We start from the raw sequence: 18,504 nt of genomic DNA, 5'->3' as shown, positions 1-18,504 counted from the left end.
GATGACCACGGCACCGCTGCCCCGCAGCCTGGACCCGCTGCCCGGAGAGTCCCTCACCGGATTCGTTCTCCGCCTGTCCCACCGGCTCAGCCTCTCGCCGGGTTGGCTGATGCGTCGCACCGGCATCGCGGGCATCAACGCCCACGGCCTGCTCTCCTCCGACGTCTCCTTGGCCACCGCCATGTCCAGCGACCTGACGGTCGCATTCGCCACAGCCACCCGCCTGACCCCGCCCGAGGTCACCGCCTTGACCTTGGCCTGCTGGAACGGGCGCTACCCATCGGTCACCCGAGTACTCCAGCCCTACGCCATCCGGCGTCCACGCACTACCAGTTGGCTCTTCCGAAGAGCCGCCCGCTACTGCCCGCAGTGCCTGGCCGGTGACGGCTCACCCATCCAACAACGGCACGGCGGCGCCTGGAAGAAGCTTTGGCGTCTGCCCGTGATCTTCATTTGCCCCGAGCACCAGGTCTATCTCCAGCACCTCTGTCCAGGCTGCCACCAACCCGCCAACTCAGGCGAACACGGGCGCTTGGCCGCCCGGGTCGGAGATGTGGGTCTGCACTCAGCACAATGCCGGAACTCACTCCGTGTGCATGACCGGGCTCACCGCTCCGACCCGGCATGCGGCACCCGCCTGGACCAGTCGGCAATGCCTCCCGAACGGCCATCTCGGGACCTCCTCACTCTCCAACATCGCATTCTCGCGATGTTGGATCTCCGTCAGCCCGCAGATGATACGGCCCGGTACTTCAATGACCTAAAAATGATCACCTCGCTGGTCTGCGTCACGTGGCCGAAAGCCCGGCTCAGCTCTCCTGGCACACCCGCCGAAGCCGCAGACCAGTACCTGAACCGACAGGAAGAACTGATCACTTCCAATCAACGATTGCGCTTCCTCTCCGTTCTCCCTGCGGAATCTCATGCGACGGCAGCACTTCTGCACGCCGCCCAGAACATCCTGGACAGCCCGGACCTGCGAGCGGTACTGGCCCCGCTCGTGGCGGAAAACCGGGCACAGACGCGGAGTGCGTCATGGTCTATGGCCTTCACCACGAACGCTGACGAATGCAGTCCCCACTTGAGGGAAGCTGCAGGACCACTCGTCCGCACCTTCAGGGGCAGCAGAACCCGGTTCGGACGATCAGCTGCCGGAACAGGTCACCGGCAGTTCCCGCCTGAACACGTCCCCGCTTTCCTGCGGCAGAACTGGTTCGACCGGCACTTCTCACATTTCACCGACGTCAACCCTCGAAAGCTCCGCCGCACAGCCTCCGTGCGCCTGGCACAACTCGCGCTTGGGGGGTCGCTGGACCAGGCAGCGGAATTCCTGGGATTCTCCGTCCACGTGTCCATCGACAACACCCACCGCTGGGCCCGTACTCAACCTGACCCCTTCGCTTTCGACGAAGCCCTGCACAACCTCGCGAACGAACTCGATGACGACCCGGCCCCGATCAACTACCAGCAGCGACGCGAGGCACTCAAGAACTGGATCCTCCCTCCGCAAGCATGGCACCACATGATCACCTCCTTCCCGCACTTCCCCGGGAACCAGCCCGCCTACGACGATCGGAAACGCCAGGCTGCCTCGATCTTCATCTGGGCGTACATCACCCAAGGTGAGCATCTCTTCGCTCCCCGCCCGCTCGAAGCCATCCAGCCACCAGAGATCAGAGCGGACTGGGCCGGCCGGCGCAACACCACCTGGCACCAGCTCACCCATCCGGAACCCCTGAAGCACTACGCCGCGCTACGAACCACGCTCACCGCCTACGCCGATCACTTCGCGCAGGCCATCGACGCTGACGGCAGCCGAACCTCCGCAAACCAGAACCCCGATCCACTGCGAAACTGATGTGATGCCGTCACCACAACTCCGTGAAGCCGCTCGCGTCATCGTTCTGGACACCGACAACCGCGTACTCCTCCTCAGCTACTCGGAAAACGGCGTCCAGTTGACTGCACTAACCTCGCGCTTTCGCGACTGCGGGTGTCCGAGGCTTGATCAAATAAGCGAGGAGTGCCGCTGACCTGGGACGATGGGACTTGTCTAGGGTCACGTCGTCGTCAGGAAAGTTGCACTCCTCAGGTGAAGAAGAATACCGGGTCCTACCCCCGTGTCCGTGTCGAGGGCGGTGGCCGGGGAGTGGTTTCTCAGGCCGGGGTCGTGCTGTTGGTGGAGACGGTCCGCAAGAGCGGCCTGGACAGCGCGATATCGGCAGCGTTGGCGCCGTGGCGCAAGCAGCGGACGGTGCACGATCCGGGCAAGATCCTGCTGGACGTAGCGCTGGCAGTGGCGCTGGGCGGGGACTGCCTGGCCGATGTCGAGGTGCTGCGGGCCGAACCGGGCGTGTTCGGGCCGGTGGCCTCCGACCCGACGGTCTCCCGCCTGGTCGACACGCTCGCCCTCGGCGGGAAGCGCGTGCTGACCGCGATCCGCCGGGCCCGCGCCCAGGTCCGCGAACATGTCTGGGCCGCGGCCGGGGACGCAGCCCCCGACCGGGACGGTCAGGTGATCGTGGACCTGGACGGGGTGCTGGTGATCGCGCACTCGGACAAGCAGCACGCCGCTGCGACCTGGAAGCGGACGTTCGGCCACCACCCGATCATGGGGTTCGTCGACCACGGGGCGGTCGGGGCCGGTGAGCCGGTGGCGGGCCTGCTGCGAGCGGGGAACGCGGGCAGCAACACCGCCGCCGACCACATCACCGCCACCCAGCTGTCCCTGGCCCAGCTCCCGAAGAAGTACCGGCGCGGGCGCCGCACCCTGATCCGCACCGATTCCGCAGGCGGCACCCACGAGTTCGTCAACTGGCTCACCGCGCGGGGCCGGTGGCTGTCGTACTCGGTCGGCATGACCATCACCGACACCATCCACCAGGCTGTGCTGCAGGTCCCGGCATCGGCCTGGACGCCGGCCGTCGAGCCCGGAGGCGATGTCCGCGACGGCGCCTGGGTCGCCGAGATCGGCGGGGACTGCCTGACGGGCTGGCCGAAGGGAATGCGCCTGATCGTCCGCAGGGAACGACCGCACCCCGGCGCCCAGCTCCGCTTCACCGACGCCGACGGCCTGCGGCTGACCTGCTTCGCCACCAACACTCCCGGCACCGCGATCGCCGCCCTGGAACTGCGGCACCGCCAGCGCGCCCGCTGCGAGGACCGCATCCGCAACGCACGCGACACCGGCCTGCGCAACCTCCCCCTGCACGGCTTCGCGCAGAACCAGATCTGGCTGGAGATCGTCCAGCTCGCCCTGGACCTGCTCGCCTGGATGCCCATGCTCGCCCTCACCGGCCAGAGCAGGCGGTGGGAGCCCAAACGCCTGCGGCTGTGGCTGTTCTCCGCCGCCGCCCACCTCGTCACCACCGGCCGCCGCCGCTACCTCCACCTCCCGACGCACTGGCCCTGGACCGACGTGATCACCGCAGCGGCCGACCGGCTCCAAGCCCTGCCGAACCCCGACTGACCAGCATTTTCCCGCCCCTGCGAGCAGCACCACCCCACCGGAGCCGTGGAACCCGGCGCCCACCCGACGCGACAGCCGGGCCACTGCCATTCCCACGTTCAGCCCACAACAGTGAAACGGCCCGCCGGAGAAACCGACGGACCGTCATGCAAGATCGAGGTTAAGGTCGGTCCTGAGCTGGCGATCCGGACCAAGGACCACCTTGTCGGAGGCGAGGCGGCCCGGCAGGTAGAGAAATACTTCATGGCCGTCGTGGACGCTGTCGTGATCGACCCGGCCCGAGCCGGCCAGCCTGACGACATCAGCGCTTGGCAGTGGTGGAGTCTGCACGAGATGCAGGAGACGGCTGAGACGATCTATCCGCTCGGCCTCGCCAAACTCATCATCGACTACCTCCGAAGCGGCCCTCCCGCCACATCGATCGAACTGGCCGGGTAGGCGCTCACTCAGGGGCAGAAGCCGGCCTGTCGCCGTGTGCCAGCTGAAGTCGGCACACGGCGACACCTGCTGTGCACCAGCGATCCCATCGAGTCCATGCCGAGAGTCGATGCCCATACCTTCGTTGTAGAGCCCGGTTCGGGCTCGTGGCCTTCGAGGCCGGTATGACTCGTTTGCCCCTGTCCTTGATATCTGGGGGGTGCTGTCGCCAGTACCTTGGAATGCACCAGCGCCCTCAGGGAGAGGCTGGGTTTGTCTGGCTACGCCGGACGCGCTCGCTGCTACGCGGTGGCGGTGGCGACCAGGACCGAGGAGAGCGAGAGCAGTGCGGGCGGCAGCACTGCCTGCCGGTCCGAGAGGGGAAGGACTTCTTCGGCGATCTGCAGGCCGAGGGTTTGCGTCATGAAGGTGCGGCGGGCGGTGACGCGTGCCCACATCTGCGGATAGCGCTCGGTGAGTTTCGCGCGCAGGTCGGCGTCGGCGATCGCGACGGCGTCCTCGCAGTTGGCGGCCAGGTCCGGTGTGGCTCCCACGGGGATGATGTCGGCTTGCAGTGACATGCCGGAGTGGACGGTGCCGTGTGATCCGGCGGCGAAGGGGCTGTCGAGCCATTCGTCGATGTGCTGCAGGTGCCCGGGGTTCAGCAGCGGGCGGATCGATGACTTCGCCAGCTCCTGCGTGGTCTGCTCGGCGATCTCGGCGGTCGATGCCCCCAGGGTGAGGGCCCGGTACCAGGTGGCGATGGCGGCGAAGTAGCCGGCCGCGAAGTCGATCTGCCGCTGGTCGAGTTCGTCGGCGCGCAGCACGTATCCGGCGCGCGAGGTCAGTCCGCCCTGGAGCCCGACCGCGGTCGACAGCAGGTCTCCGTGCCCGATCACGCGGTCGCTGGGGCTGCACAGGCCCACGACCTTGCCGGACCCGGTGGTCAGCATCACGTGCGCGGTCAGGGGCAGGCCGTTGAGGGCCATGTGCTCGGCGGTCGCCAATTCCGAGCGTCCGGGCTTGAGGGCCTCAAGTGCGCGCCAGGCGTGGCCGGCGGCGCGGGTGGCGCGGTGCTCGTTGAGCGCGACCTGGTCGGCCTCGTTGCGGGAGCGCAGGCCGTCGATGCCCATGAGAATCGACGTGGCGTCGGTGAGGTTCTGGGTGACGTCGAGGATCTCGCCGATCACGAAGGCCGGGACGGCGTAGGCGTACGGCGAGACGGGGGAGTCGCCGGTCGTGATCTGCCGCCATCCGACGAGTCCCACGCGGGACTGGGGGCCGACGCCGGCCTGGCGCAGGGCTGCGGAGATGCGCTGCTGGATGCTGCGGTCCTGCCCGGGCAGACTGAGCGACTGGCACAGCACGGCGGTCGCGGTGACGGGCAGGCCGGGGATCATCGCGCCCGACTCGTTGCCGGCGAGGATCCAGGGTGCATTGTCCAGGTCCAGCACCACCAGGGCTTCCTCGAACCGGGGGTCGAAACCCGTCAGGTAGAGGCTGTTGCCGGGGTGTTCCCGGTCGGCGTAGGCGATGAGGTGGGTAAGGCCCAGCTCGCGCATCCGCACGCGCGTGCGGCTGATACGGCCGGCGTACACCTCGCCCGACAGGACCGGCTCGGGCTCGAGCGCGGACAGCGGGGGGAGCTCGACGTCGCGCAGCGTGATGTGGTCAGACACGGGATTCTCCCTTGGCGACGAGAGCGACTGCGCGGACCGGGGAACCGGTGCCGCCTGCGATCTTCAGCGGGAGGGCGGCGAACAGGACCACCGGGGGCAGGCCGTCGAGGTTGGTCAGGTTCTCCAGGACCAGGATGCCGTTGGGCAGGAACTCGTAGTGCGCCTTCAGGCCGGCGCCCGACACGTCACCGGGGTCGATGCTGATGCAGTCGATACCGACGGCCTTGATGTTCTTGCCGCGCAGGTAGGCGGACGCCTCACCGCTCAGCCCTGGCCAGCCGCGCAGGTAGTCGAAGCCCTCGGGGATGCGCTTCCAGTGCCGGGCCCAGCCGGTGTTGATGATGACGATGTCGCCCTCGCGGACCGGCTCGTTCGCCTCCTCCCAGGCCCGCACGTCCTGCAGGCTGATGTGGTGGCTGGTGGCCTCGAACGGGCCGAAGGCCATCACCACGGCGCGGCCGATCAGCTGGGACACGCTCAGGTCAGCGGTGGAGATCCGCCGGGGGTCCTCGGGATCGGGGACGAAGTGCGAAGGCGAGTCGATGTGCGTGCCGGAGTGGTCGCACATGATGAGCTGCTTGAATTCCGCGACGTCGTCCATCGACACGTAGTCGGCGATGATGTACTTCGGATGCGTCGGGAAAGTGGGGATGCCGATTTCCAGCGTGTGGCTCAGGTCGACGATGTCGAAGCCACGCAGGGTGTCGGCGAGACGGTCGATCTCGCCGACGGCGTCTATCTGGGGAGTCATACGAGTAGCGAAACACGCTCGCTGGAGGGGTAACAAAGACCACTTCTCACTTACCTAAGAGGAAATGGCTATAGGGCAAGCCTATGAGGTGCCATTAGAGTGGTCCTATGACAGTCACTCTGCGGCAGATCGAGTACGCGCTCGCTGTCGATGAAGCGGGGGCCATCTGCGCCGCCGCGAAAGCACTGCATGTCGCCCAGCCGTCCCTGTCCCAGCAGCTCTCGAGCCTGGAGCGCTCCCTGGGTGTCGTGCTGTTCGAGCGGACGGCGACGGGCACCTCCACCACTCCCGCGGGGCGGGCCTTCCTCGTCGAGGCCCAGCAGGCGATGCATGCGGTCCAGCGTGCGCGGGAGGTGGCGGTCCGGGCAGCGAGCAGCACGCGCAAGGACCTCATCATCGGCGCGAACGAGATGACGCCCACCCTGTGGCTGGCGAAGTCCGTGGCAAGTCTGCGGGCGTCCGCTTCGAAGCTTTCGGCCCGCGTCGTGAACTTCGCCGACGCGGCATCGCTCAGCGAGGCAGTCAGATCGGGGGGCATCGACGTCGGCGTCGGTCCTCTTCACGCCTCGTCGTGGCGGGAGCGAAAGCACCGCATCGGCTCACTGGAACTCGGGATGGCCGTCCCCCACGGCTCCTCCCCCACGGCTTCTGTGCCGGCCGGGAACCTCGGTGCACAGGATTGGGTCACCTGTCCGTCGAACGCTCCGGTCTTGACCGGACTGCGGAATTCGATCGGCGACACGCGCACGGACGATCCGTCAGCAGCTACTCTGAATGCCGCCGTTTCCTATGTGGACGCCGGTCTGGGCGCGACCCTGGTGCCCTCCGGCTACGCCCTGCCCGCCTCGCTCGACCTGGTGACCATCAATCCCCCGCCGACGGTGGACGTCTATGCCTTCGCCCTGCGCAGCACCGACGCGGTGACGTTCAACCGGATCGCTCGAGAGATCACCGCGCACAACCCCTCCTGAGCCCTGCTCTCGCTCCGCACAGGACACAGGACTTCCCCAGACCGCGGGGAGGCAGCGAGCCGGTCTGCTCCTGCTTCGAGGGCATCGCGCCTGTCCCGTCCGTGACGATCGCCGGTGGTCGCGATCCGTGGCCCCACCGGATGTCGCCATCGTCTGCTCCGTGCCTCACACCTGCCGTGGCGCTGTCGTTCATGCTTCTGTGCCGGATCGCTGGGGGCAGGACATGGCGGGTGCCGCCGCCTGGGTCAGGTGCAGGCGGCGGCACGTCATAGGGCCGGTGCGCGTCAGGCGCGGCCGGCGGCCTTCTGACTGCGGCGGGAGACGGAGTCGATGACGACCGCTCCCAGCAGAACACCACCGGTGATCATGTACTGGATCGAGGTGTTCATGTTCAGCAGGTCCAGACCCGTCTGGATCGACTGGATGACGAGCATGCCGAGCAGGGCGGACCAGACGGAGCCACGACCGCCGAACAGCGACGTGCCGCCGATGACCGCCGCGGCGATCGCCAGCATCAGGGTGTTGCCGCCGCCGGCGGACAGCGTGGCGCTGGCGGTCTGGCCGGCGAAGAACATGCCGCCGACGGCGGCGAAGCCACCGGCGATCGCGAAGACGGTGATACGGATCATCGGCACGCTGATACCCGCACGGCGGGCCGCCTCCGTGCCGCCACCGACCGCAAACACCTTCCGGCCGTAGGTGGTGCGGCGCAGCACGAAGTCCACGATGATCAGGCAGGCCAGGAAGATGACGAGCGCGTTGGAGACGCCGGCTGCGTTGTTCAGCACGGCTGCTGCGGCGAAGGACACGAGAGCCAGCAGGATGACGCGCAGCAAGATCTCGCTGGTGGGCCGGAAGGGCACGTTCGCGGCCTTGCGGCGGCGCTGTTCGTTGACGTTGCCGACGAGACTCAGCACGACGCCGAGACCGGCCAGCAGGTAGGCGCCGATGACGGCCTGGTCCATGAAGAACGAGTTCTGGCCGAGCAGGTGGACCGGGCCGGAGTCGGACGGGATGTTGATGGTGCCGCTGTCGCCCAGCAGCCACAGCATCAGACCGTTCCAGCCGAGGAAACCGGCCAGGGTCACCACGAAGGCGGGTACACCGAGCTTGGCGAAGAACCAGCCGTGCAGCGCACCGATCAGGATGCCCGTAATGATCGTGAGAGCGAGCGCGAGCCAGGCGTTCAACCCCTGGTTGACCACGAACACCGCGAACAGGGTGGACGCCAGACCGCTGACCGAGCCGACGGACAGGTCGATCTCGCCGAGCAGCAGCACGAACACCAGGCCGATGGCGAGCATGCCGGTGGCCGACAGGTAGTAGCTGATGTTCGCCAGGTTGTCGGAGCTCAGGAAGCGGTCGTTCTGCAGCTGGAAGATCGCCCAGATGACGATCAGGCCGACGACGACGGGCAGGGAGCCGAGCTCGCCGCCCTTGGTCTTCCGCTTGAACTCGGTGACGTAGCCCTTGAGCCCCTCCTCACGAACCAGCAGGCGCGGGTCGACTACGGCGATCGGCGCGGCGGTGAGGTCGTCGGCGGCCGCGACGGTGTCCCCCTCGCCCGATACGGGGCTGGTAGCGCCCGCAGAGCGGTCGTTGAGGGTCTTCGAGGTCTTGCTCACTGTGCCGCCTCCGCGGTGCGACGCCCCGCACGACGGGTCACGGCGTTGTCCGTGGCACCCGTGATCGCGGCGATGATGTCTTCGTGGCTGGTGTCATTCACGGGGAAGGAGCCGTTGTTCCTGCCCAGGCGCAGGACGGCGACGATGTCCGCGACCATCTTGACGTCGGCCATGTTGTGGCTGATGAGGATGACGCCGAGGTCGCGCTCGCGCAGCCGCTCGACGAGGTCGAGGACCTGTGCGGTCTGCTCGACGCCCAGGGCCGCGGTCGGCTCGTCGAGGATGACGACCTTCGGGTCGCCGATGAGCGCGCGGGCGATCGCGACGACCTGGCGCTGACCGCCGGAGAGACTGGCGATCGGGATGCGCACGCTCGGGATCCGGATGGAAAGGGTGCTCAGCAGCTCGCGGGCGTTCTTCTCCATCGTGACCTCGTCGATGACGCCGCGGTGCAGCAGCTCACGGCCGAGGTAGAGGTTGCCGACCACGTCGAGGTTGTCGCACAGGGCGAGGTCCTGGTAGACGGTCGCGACGCCGAGTCCCTGGGCGTCGTGCGGCTTGGTGATGCTGACCGGGTCGCCCTCCCACTCGATGACGCCCTCATCGATGGGGTGCACACCCGTGATCGTCTTGACCAGGGTGGACTTTCCTGCGCCGTTGTCGCCGACGAGCGCGACCACTTCTCCGGCGTGGACCTCCAGTTCGACATCGGTGAGTGCCTGCACAGCACCGAATCGCTTGGATACTCCGCGCAACGCCAGCACGGGCGTAGCGGACACGTGAACCATCTCCTTCGCCGCCTGACCGGCGGGGATGCCGCGCTTGTCGAAAGGCGCGGTGGATGACAAAAGAATGAGGCGCAAAGCGTGTGACTCTCGGCGGCGGTATCGTCCGGCGCCGCCCGGTAGCGGGGAGTGAAGGTGGGCGGGCGCCGGACGAGTTCTGCGAGCGGCCCGGCGGCGAGCCGGGAACGGTGCGGCGTTCCCGGACCCGGGCCGAGGGCAAGACCCGGGGATGACCCCCGGCCGGTGAGGCCGGGCCTATTCGAGGCCGGCCTTCTTGCAGTCGGTGGCGTAGCCGGCGATGCAGATGTCAGCAACCGTGTACAGGCCGTCCTTGACGACCGTGTCGTTGATGTTGTCCACCGTGACCGACACCGGGGTCAGCAGCCGGGAGGGGACCTTGTCGCCGGAGCCGCTGGTCTCGGTCTGGGTGGCGAGGGAGGAGATGTCCTTGCCCTGCATCAGGTTGACCGCGAGCTGGGCGGCAGCCTCCGCCTCAGGCTTGAATGCCTTGTAGATGGTGGCCGACTGGGTTCCAGTGAGGATGCGCTGGATGGCGGCGAGCTCGGCGTCCTGACCGGTCAGCGGGATGCCGCTGATGCCGGCGCCCTTGAGGACGGTGGCGATACCGCCGGCCATGCCGTCGTTGGCGGCATAGACGCCCGCGATGTTCTTCGCGCCGAGCTGGGTGATCGCGGCGGACATCTTCTGCGCGGCGACGGTGTCCTTCCACAGGCCGGACTGCTCGTAGGCGATGTCGACCTTGCCGTCGAGGGCCTTGTGGGCGCCCTCCTTGAACTTGGCGGCGTTCGGGTCGGCGTCGTCACCGTTGATCATGACGACCTTGGACTTCGTGGTCGCCTTGGAGCCGAGCGCGGCGAGCAGGGCCTGGCCCTGGAGCTCGCCGACCTTGACGGTGTCGAAGGAGACGTACGCCGAGACCGGGCCCTGGGCCAGGCGGTCGTAGGCGATGACCTTGATGCCCTTGTCCACCGCGGACTGGATGGAGGACTTGATCGCGGCGGAGTCCTGCGGGTCGACCACGAGGACCTTGACGCCCTTGGTCACCATGCTGCTGATCTGCTGCGCCTGCTTGGCGGGGTCGCCGGCGGCGTTCGCGTACTCGACGGTGCAGTCCGGGCAGAGAGACTTGACCTTGGCCTCGAAGTACGGCTTGTCGAACTTCTCGTAGCGCGCGGTGACACTGTCCGGCAGCAGGAGACCGACGGAGTTGCCTCCGGAGGAAGAGCCGGTGCTGTCACTGCCGGAGCCGTCGTCCCCGGCCTTCCCACAGGCGGCTACGGAAAGAGCCATAGAAACCGCGGCGGTACCTATGACGAATCTGCGCATCGTTGCGTTCATTTCGGAAATGCCTCCGAGAAAAGACCGCAAGGTGCGGCCGGCGCGGGACTGGAACATCCACAGTTGAGAAACAGGTTCAAAACACAGAACGGTCTGCGCACCGACACAACCGGGTTGTCCATCGTCCACGTCGCACGACCGGACCGGGCTTGCACCGTGTTGCCGTATGCCTTTAGCAGTGCAGTCAAGCCGCATTCGTCCGCTTGTTACAAAGACGGGTTTCCTCTTCGGCGATAGGGCGAGCCTCTTACCTGACCTGCCATAGATCAGCGCTCGCACCGGTCCAAGGTCGAGGCATCGAAGCCACGGAGGCCGGCATGTCGTCCAGAACGTTGCACACACGCAGGCCAAGGCCGAAGACGTCACCGACGGTGGGATCACCCAGAACAGCGACGGTGCAGCGAGGCTCCGCGGACCGCATTCTGGGGCGACGCAACCACCCGCCAGCCGTCACGGGAAGCTGTGCCACTCTCTGGTACCTCCGCCACCGCCTCTGAGCACCGTGGAAGGTACAGAGTCCCGCCGCTTGACTGGTGCAGAGAAGGTTTCTGGGCAACCCCCGGGGGATCCTTGGATCCCGGTGAGACTCACCAAGCAGCGGCCCTGCGGGAACTCCGCGAGGAACTCGGCGTCACCGACGTCAGCTTCGGCCCGGAACTCGCGGTCCGCACCAAGGAGCACATGGTCGGAGGCAAGCCAGCTCGCCAGGTCGAACGCTACTTCGTGACGGTCGTGGCGCCGGGCACCGTCGATCCCGCGCTCGCCACCCAATCGGATACGATCCGTGCCTGGCACTGGTGGACCATCACCGAAATTCGCGAGACCTCGCAGACGATCTACCCTGCCGACCTCGCGAATCTCGTCTCCCGCTTCCTCAAAGACGGCCCGCCGCTGGCCCCGACCGAACTGGTTTGAGTCTTCCGCCGTCCACGAGTACCTCATTCCCGCGACCCAGGTCGGCGTGAAGATCCCCGTTACCAGCGACGGCGAGATCGGGCAGATCCACACGGCCACCCGCCTCATCGCGCCCGGCATCGGATGCCTTTGGTGCAATCGGTTCATCGACCGCACCGAACTCGCCATCGAGATGCACCCGGACGCGGAACGGGAACAGGCCCGCTACGTCCCTGGGGTTCCCGCGCCGAGCGTGATGCCTCTGAACACCCTCGCCGCCAGCGAGGCCCTGACCCACTTCCTGCTCGCATCCGCCGGCCTTCACCAGGACGATGACGACCTCGGATCAGTCATTCACCGCCCACGTATTCGCGAACGCCTTCCCCAAGATGCCCGCCAGGACATCGGCTGCCGCTGGTGCGCTCCTACCGGCAACCTCGGGCGCGGCGCCAACGGAGAACTCGCGATCCGGCACGCGACGAACATCCGGCCGTGAACCCCAGCCGTTCACAGGCCGTGACCGTCGAACAGCGAGAGCAGGTGGTTGGTCCGCGGCTCCATGTCAGGCGACAAGCGGTACCAGTGCGACTGACATCAGGAATCCAAATGCACCTATTGGTGCACATGGCCCATACTCTCCGTCAACGCCTCCGGGACGGGGGCATCTGCTGCACGAGTCGTAAGGATTTCCGTGACGTCGATCTACCTCTCCTCGGACACCCCCCGATGGACGCCCAAAAGCGAAGCCGATCTTCAGTCCGTCATCGACGGCGGGCTGATCGATGAGTCGAGTCGTCTGGATGTGAAGAAGGAACTCGTCACCAAGGGCGACAACAAGGAACTGGCCAAGGACTTGTCCTCCTTCGCCATCGACGGCGGAACCCTGATCATCGGTATCGGCGAGGATAAACCCAACCGCACATTCAACCTCACGCCGCAACCGCTGGCCGGCTTGGCGGAGAAGGTCGACTCCGTCGCCCGCTCCATCCCCGACCCGCCGTTCAACGTCGTCACCGAGGCCATCGCCACCGACGCGGACCGCACCCAGGGCTACCTCCTGGTCCACGTCCCGGCGAGCCCGCAGGCACCCCACATGGTCGACGGCCGCTACTACGGCCGCAATGACAAGACCAAGCATGTTCTTACCGACCCTGAGGTCGCGCGCCTCCACTCGCGGCGCCGGTCCGCCGAACAGGACGCGCTCGCGCTGCTGCAGCGAGAATTCGACCAGGACCCGCTGCGCGAGGTCGGCGAGCAATCCCACCTCTTCCTGGTCGCGCATCCCCTGGCGGGCCGCCGGGACATGCTCCTGAAGCTCACCAGTGGACCCGGCTGGAACCTGAAACTCGCCGAATTCATCCAGCGTGCACACACCCCAGCCTTGAACACCATCCTGACCAGCGTCGATGCCTCCCCGGACCTCCTGGACGCCGGAAACGGCTACCGGCGCAACGGGGGCGCTGCCCGGGCCTCTACCAATCTCGGAGAAGCTCGCGAATACGCTCCCGTCGAGGGGAGCTACCGCGCGGAGGACGTGATTGAACTGCAGGTGTTCGAAAACGGCGGTCTGCGGCTGTTCTCCAGCCGTCTCTCGGACGCGATCAACCCTGGCGACCAGATGATCTTCGACGCCTCCGCAGTGAGCTTTACCCGCCGCTTCCTCGCTCTCGTGCTTGCCGCCGCCGAGGAGGCTGGCTACGTCGGGAACTGGGCCCTCGCCCTGGGCGCTACCCGCCTTCGTGGCCGCCGCCCCTACTCCGGGCAGCAGAACTGGGGCGGCTTCAGCTCTACCACCCGCTATGACCAGGACGCCTACCAGGAAGCGACCGGAACCACCTGGGCCGAACTCAATGACGCCCCCGGCGCCATCACCCGCCGCTTGGTCGGCCCATTCCTGCGCGCCCTCGCCTCTGAGGAGCGATTCGCCGATGCCCTCGCGGATCCAGAACCCTCGGCCGAAGCCTGACTGAAGGCTACCGTCCGTCGGGATGGCCTGGGCTGGTGAGCCAGCGCCTGCGCATCATCGTCACTGCCTCGCGCACAACCCGCCAGGTCGATTGCAAACCCGCCAACTGAAGCGCAACGTCTCACGGCCGAAGCCGGGGAGTCCATCTCTTCATTGCATAAAGCTTCCGGAGACCGTATAGTCATGCCATCGGCTATGGAGGATTCGATGGCATTGCGGGCAGCGGTGGCGGGAGCGAGCGGGTACGCGGGCGGAGAGGTCCTGCGCCTGTTGCTGAACCACCCCGGGATCGAGATCGGTGCCCTGACCGGCAACACCAACGCCGGACAGCGCCTCGGCGGGCTTCAGCCGCATCTGCTGCCGCTGGCCGGCCGGGTGCTGGAGCCGACCACCGCACAGGTCCTCGCCGGGCATGACGTGGTCTTCCTGGCGCTGCCGCACGGCCAGTCCGCCGCGGTCGCCGAGCAGCTCGGCGAAGGGGTGCTGGTCGTGGACTGCGGCGCCGACTTCCGGCTGGAGGACGCCGGCGACTGGGAGACGTTCTACGGCTCCCCGCACGCCGGCACCTGGCCCTACGGCCTCCCGGAGCTGCCGGGCGCCCGCGCGGCGCTGGCGGGCTCCCGGCGGATCGCGGTGCCCGGCTGCTATCCCACCGCGGCCTCGCTGGCGCTGTTCCCGGCGTACGCCGCCGGGCTGGCCGAGCCCGAGGCGGTCGTCGTGGCCGCGTCCGGCACGTCCGGCGCGGGCAAGGCGGCCAAGCCGCACCTGCTGGGCAGCGAGGTCATGGGCAGCATGAGCCCGTACGGCGTCGGCGGCGGGCACCGGCACACCCCGGAGATGATCCAGAACCTGTCGGCGGCGGCGGGGGAGCGGGTCTCGGTCTCCTTCACGCCGACGCTCGCCCCCATGTCGCGCGGCATCCTCGCCACCTGCAGCGCCAAGGCCCGGCCGGGCGTGACGGCCGACGCCGTACGGTCGGCGTACGACAAGGCGCTGGCCGACGAGCCCTTCGTACATCTGCTGCCCGAGGGCCAGTGGCCCTCCACGGCCGCCGTGTACGGCTCCAACGCCGCGCTGATCCAGGTCACCCTCGACGCCGCCGCCGGCCGGATCATCGCCATCAGCGCGATCGACAACCTGACCAAGGGCACCGCCGGCGGCGCGATCCAGAGTATGAACATCGCCCTCGGGCTCCCGGAGGAGCTGGGGCTGACCACCACCGGGGTGGCGCCGTGAGCGGGCTGCGGCTCGCCCGCCGGGCGCTCGCGGCGCTTCTGGTCAGGGCCGTGCCCTGCCACCTCCCCCATGCAGCGAAGAAGAAGGAGACACCGTGAGCGTCACGGCAGCGAAGGGATTCACGGCGGCGGGCATCGCTGCCGGGATCAAGGAGAACGGCAACCCCGACCTGGCCCTGGTGGTCAACAACGGGCCGCGCCTCGCCGCCGCCGGCGTCTTCACCTCCAACCGCGTCAAGGCCGCACCGGTGGTCTGGTCCGAGCAGGTCGTCAAGGGCGGCGCGGTGAGCGCCGTCGTCCTCAACTCCGGTGGCGCCAACGCCTGTACGGGCCCGCTGGGCTTCCAGGACACCCACGCCACCGCCGAGCGGACCGCCGAGGCGACCGGCGGGAACGCCGCCGAGATCGCGGTGGCCTCCACCGGCCTGATCGGCATCCGGCTGCCGATGGACAAGCTGCTGCCCGGCATTGACAAGGCCGCCGCCGAACTGTCCGCACACGGCGGTGAGAAGGCCGCGATCGCCATCAAGACCACCGACAGCGTCCACAAGACCGCCGTTGTCGACGGCACGGGATGGACGGTCGGCGGCATGGCCAAGGGCGCGGGCATGCTCGCCCCCGGGCTGGCCACCATGCTGGTCGTCCTCACCACCGACGCCGACCTGGACGCGGCCGCCCTGGACCGGGCACTGCGCGCCGCGACCCGCACCACCTTCGACCGGGCCGACTCCGACGGCTGCATGTCCACCAACGACACCGTGCTGCTGCTCGCCTCCGGCGCCTCCGGAGTCACCCCCGCCCAGGACGAGTTCGCCGCCGCCGTCGAGAAGCTCTGCGCCGACCTCGCCCGGCAGCTGATCGGCGACGCCGAGGGCGCCTCCAAGGACATCCGGATCGAGGTGGTCAACGCGGCCACCGAGGACGACGCCGTCGAGGTCGGCCGGTCCATCGCCCGCAACAACCTCCTCAAGTGCGCCCTGCACGGCGAGGACCCCAACTGGGGCCGGGTGCTCTCGGCGATCGGCACCACCTCCGCCGCCTTCGACCCCGACCGCCTCAACGTCGCCATCAACGGCGTCTGGGTCTGCAAGGGCGGCTCGGTCGGCGAGGACCGCGACCTGGTCGACATGCGCTACCGCGAGGTGCACATCACCGCCGACCTCGCCGCCGGCACCGACACGGCGACCATCTGGACCAACGACCTGACCGCCGAGTACGTCCACGAGAACAGCGCGTACAGCTCATGAGCACCACTCGCAAGCACACCGCCCTGCCCAAGGCCCAGATCCTCATCGAGGCGCTGCCGTGGCTGACCCGCCACAACGGCAGGACCGTCGTCATCAAGTTCGGCGGCAACGCCATGATCGACGAGGGGCTCAAGGCCGCCTTCGCCCAGGACGTGGTCTTCCTGCGGCACGCCGGACTCAAGCCGGTCGTCGTCCACGGCGGCGGCCCGCAGATCAACGCCCAGCTCGACCGGCACGGCCTGGTCAGCGAGTTCAAGGCGGGGCTGCGGGTCACCACCCCCGAGGCGATGGACGTCGTACGGATGGTGCTGGCCGGCCAGGTCCAGCGTGAGCTGGTCGGACTGCTCAACCAGCACGGCCCGCTGGCCGTCGGCATGACCGGCGAGGACGCCCACACCATCACCGCGACCCAGCACTTCCCGCAGATCGACGGCGAGGCCGTGGACATCGGCCGGGTCGGCGAGATCACCGCGATCGACACCGGCGCCATCGAGGCCCTGCTGGACAACGGCCGGATCCCCGTGGTGTCCTCCATCGCCCGCAGCGCCGACGACACCCATGTCTACAACGTGAACGCGGACACCGCCGCGGCCGCGCTCGCCGCCGCGCTGGGCGCCGAGACGCTGATGGTCCTCACCGACGTCGAGGGCCTCTACGAGGACTGGCCCAACAGCGACGAGGTGATCAGCCGCCTCACCGCGAGCCAGCTGGAGAAACTGCTCCCCGAGCTGTCCAGCGGCATGGTGCCCAAGATGGAGGGCTGCCTGCACGCGGTACGCAACGGCGTCACCACCGCCCGGGTCATCGACGGCCGGGTGCCGCACTCCATCCTGCTGGAGATCTTCACGGACGAGGGAATCGGCACGATGGTCGTGCCGGACGCGCCCGGCGACACCGAAGGGGGACGGTCATGACCAACCAGGAGTTCACGCGGCGCTGGCAGGGCTCGCTGATGGACAACTACGGCACCCCCCGGCTGCCGCTGGTGCGCGGCGAGGGCGCCCGGCTCTGGGACGCCGACGGCAAGGAGTACCTGGACCTCCTCGGCGGTATCGCGGTCAACTCCCTCGGCACCGGCCACCCGGCCGTCGTGGAGGCCGTCTCGCGGCAGATCGCGACCCTGGGCCATGTGTCCAACCTGTTCATCGCCGAACCCCCGGTGGCGCTGGCCGAACGGCTGCTCCAGCTGTCCGGCCGGACCGGCCGGGTGCTGTTCTGCAACTCCGGCGCCGAGGCCAACGAGGCCGCCTTCAAGATCGGGCGGCTCACCGGCCGCACCCACATGGTCGCCACCACCGGCTCCTTCCACGGCCGGACCATGGGCGCCCTGGCCCTGACCGGCCAGCCCGGCAAGCAGGACGGCTTCCACCCGCTGCCCGGCGACGTCACCCATGTGCCCTTCGGGGACGCCGACGCGCTGCGGGCCGCCGTCACCGAGCGGACCGCCATCGTCATCATCGAGCCCCTCCAGGGCGAGAACGGTGTCGTCGTACCGCCGGCCGGCTATCTCGCGGCCGCCCGGGAGATCACCCGGGCCACCGGCACCCTGCTGGTGCTGGACGAGGTGCAGACCGGCATCGGCCGCACCGGCCACTGGTTCGAGCACCAGGCCCAGGGCGTCGAGCCCGATGTCGTCACCCTCGCCAAGGGCCTCGGCGGCGGCCTGCCGATCGGCGCCATCCTCGCCTTCGGCCCCGCGGCAGACCTGCTGACGCCGGGCAGGCACGGCACCACCTTCGGCGGCAACCCGGTCGCCTGCGCCGCCGCGCTGGCCGTCCTGGACACCATCGAGGCCGACGGGATCCTGGACAACGTCAAGCGGCAGGGCGAGAAACTGCGGCACGGGATCGAGGCGTTGGGCCACCCCTTGGTCGATCATGTGCGCGGTTCCGGCCTCCTGCTGGGTATCGTGCTCACCGAGCCCGTCTCCGCGAAGGTGCAGCAGGCGGCTCAGGATGCCGGCTTCCTGGTGAACGCCGCCGTGCCCGACACGGTACGGCTGGCACCGCCGCTGATCCTCGGTGACGCCGATACGGACGCGTTCCTCCGGGCCCTGCCGGGCATCCTCCATGCCGTATCCGACGAAACGCGAGCCGGGGAATGACA

The 18,504-nt window shown here is 68.2% G+C and carries 16 protein-coding genes; 11 read left to right on the top strand and 5 right to left on the bottom strand.

The window, feature by feature from the left end; genetic code table 11:
* Nucleotide 1 precedes the first annotated feature (1 nt).
* The 3 genes from RWE79_RS07915 to RWE79_RS07905 all read left to right on the top strand — a co-directional run bounded on the left by RWE79_RS07915 (nucleotide 2) and on the right by RWE79_RS07905 (nucleotide 3,907).
* The gene (locus tag RWE79_RS07915; protein WP_475945664.1) at nucleotides 2–1,858 is read left to right on the top strand and encodes a TniQ family protein; all 1,857 of its coding nucleotides are present in this window, start codon (nucleotides 2–4) and stop codon (nucleotides 1,856–1,858) included.
* A 234-nt stretch (nucleotides 1,859–2,092) separates the two neighbouring features.
* The gene (locus RWE79_RS07910; protein WP_475939302.1) at nucleotides 2,093–3,469 is read left to right on the top strand and encodes an IS1380 family transposase; all 1,377 of its coding nucleotides are present in this window, start codon (nucleotides 2,093–2,095) and stop codon (nucleotides 3,467–3,469) included.
* Nucleotides 3,470–3,580: 111 nt separating this feature from the next.
* Nucleotides 3,581–3,907, top strand: coding sequence for an NUDIX hydrolase (locus RWE79_RS07905; protein WP_475939301.1), 327 nt, complete (start codon nucleotides 3,581–3,583; stop codon nucleotides 3,905–3,907).
* Between the two features lie 281 nt (nucleotides 3,908–4,188).
* Here the strand turns inward: RWE79_RS07905 and RWE79_RS07900 are convergent, their stop codons facing one another.
* Together RWE79_RS07900 and RWE79_RS07895 are read right to left on the bottom strand one after the other, a co-directional pair.
* A complete protein-coding gene (locus RWE79_RS07900) occupies nucleotides 4,189–5,565 on the bottom strand; it encodes a hypothetical protein (protein WP_475939300.1) in 1,377 nt (458 codons plus the stop codon).
* Nucleotides 5,558–6,316 carry a cyclase family protein gene (locus RWE79_RS07895; protein WP_475939299.1) on the bottom strand — a complete coding sequence of 253 codons (759 nt, stop codon included), beginning with the start codon at nucleotides 6,314–6,316 and terminating at the stop codon, nucleotides 5,558–5,560. Before RWE79_RS07895 ends, RWE79_RS07900 begins: the two co-directional genes overlap by 8 nt.
* A gap of 107 nt (nucleotides 6,317–6,423) precedes the next feature.
* On the opposite strand from RWE79_RS07895, the gene RWE79_RS07890 reads away from it, so the two are divergent.
* Nucleotides 6,424–7,287, top strand: coding sequence for a LysR family transcriptional regulator (locus tag RWE79_RS07890; protein WP_475939298.1), 864 nt, complete (start codon nucleotides 6,424–6,426; stop codon nucleotides 7,285–7,287).
* Nucleotides 7,288–7,571: 284 nt separating this feature from the next.
* On the opposite strand, the gene RWE79_RS07885 is transcribed toward RWE79_RS07890, so the two are convergent.
* The 3 genes from RWE79_RS07885 to RWE79_RS07875 all read right to left on the bottom strand — a co-directional run bounded on the left by RWE79_RS07885 (nucleotide 7,572) and on the right by RWE79_RS07875 (nucleotide 11,044).
* Entirely contained in the window at nucleotides 7,572–8,912 is a 1,341-nt protein-coding gene (locus RWE79_RS07885) for a sugar ABC transporter permease (RefSeq protein ID WP_475939297.1), read from the bottom strand.
* Nucleotides 8,909–9,700, bottom strand: a complete 792-nt coding sequence (locus RWE79_RS07880; RefSeq protein WP_475939296.1) for an ATP-binding cassette domain-containing protein — start codon at nucleotides 9,698–9,700, stop codon at nucleotides 8,909–8,911. The genes RWE79_RS07885 and RWE79_RS07880 overlap by 4 nt, the downstream gene beginning before the upstream one ends.
* Nucleotides 9,701–9,952: 252 nt before the next feature.
* The gene (locus RWE79_RS07875; RefSeq protein ID WP_475945662.1) at nucleotides 9,953–11,044 is read right to left on the bottom strand and encodes a sugar ABC transporter substrate-binding protein; all 1,092 of its coding nucleotides are present in this window, start codon (nucleotides 11,042–11,044) and stop codon (nucleotides 9,953–9,955) included.
* 474 nt (nucleotides 11,045–11,518) lie between these two features.
* On the opposite strand from RWE79_RS07875, the gene RWE79_RS07870 reads away from it, so the two are divergent.
* The 7 genes from RWE79_RS07870 (at nucleotide 11,519) to RWE79_RS07840 (ending at nucleotide 18,502) form a co-directional block, all read left to right on the top strand.
* A complete protein-coding gene (locus tag RWE79_RS07870; RefSeq protein ID WP_475939295.1) occupies nucleotides 11,519–11,971 on the top strand; it encodes an NUDIX hydrolase in 453 nt (150 codons plus the stop codon).
* Nucleotides 11,972–12,017: 46 nt separating this feature from the next.
* Nucleotides 12,018–12,446 (top strand): hypothetical protein, encoded by a 429-nt coding sequence (locus tag RWE79_RS07865; RefSeq protein ID WP_475939294.1) that lies wholly within the window; start codon nucleotides 12,018–12,020, stop codon nucleotides 12,444–12,446.
* Nucleotides 12,447–12,641: 195 nt separating this feature from the next.
* A complete protein-coding gene (locus tag RWE79_RS07860) occupies nucleotides 12,642–13,916 on the top strand; it encodes an AlbA family DNA-binding domain-containing protein (protein WP_475939293.1) in 1,275 nt (424 codons plus the stop codon).
* A gap of 207 nt (nucleotides 13,917–14,123) precedes the next feature.
* Nucleotides 14,124–15,152, top strand: coding sequence for an N-acetyl-gamma-glutamyl-phosphate reductase (gene argC, locus RWE79_RS07855; RefSeq protein WP_475939292.1), 1,029 nt, complete (start codon nucleotides 14,124–14,126; stop codon nucleotides 15,150–15,152).
* Between the two features lie 94 nt (nucleotides 15,153–15,246).
* Entirely contained in the window at nucleotides 15,247–16,398 is a 1,152-nt protein-coding gene (argJ, locus tag RWE79_RS07850; protein ID WP_475939291.1) for a bifunctional glutamate N-acetyltransferase/amino-acid acetyltransferase ArgJ, read from the top strand.
* Complete coding sequence (gene argB, locus RWE79_RS07845) at nucleotides 16,395–17,312, top strand: acetylglutamate kinase (RefSeq protein ID WP_475939290.1); 918 nt, start codon at nucleotides 16,395–16,397, stop codon at nucleotides 17,310–17,312. The genes argJ and argB overlap by 4 nt, the downstream gene beginning before the upstream one ends.
* Nucleotides 17,309–18,502, top strand: a complete 1,194-nt coding sequence (locus RWE79_RS07840) for an acetylornithine transaminase (protein ID WP_475939289.1) — start codon at nucleotides 17,309–17,311, stop codon at nucleotides 18,500–18,502. The genes argB and RWE79_RS07840 overlap by 4 nt, the downstream gene beginning before the upstream one ends.
* Nucleotides 18,503–18,504 lie beyond the last annotated feature (2 nt).

The sequence above is a fragment of the Streptomyces sp. RLA131 genome (genome assembly GCF_056270125.1).
Note: the sequence above shows the minus strand (reverse complement) of the source record. Positions and strands in the feature narration are given on the sequence as shown.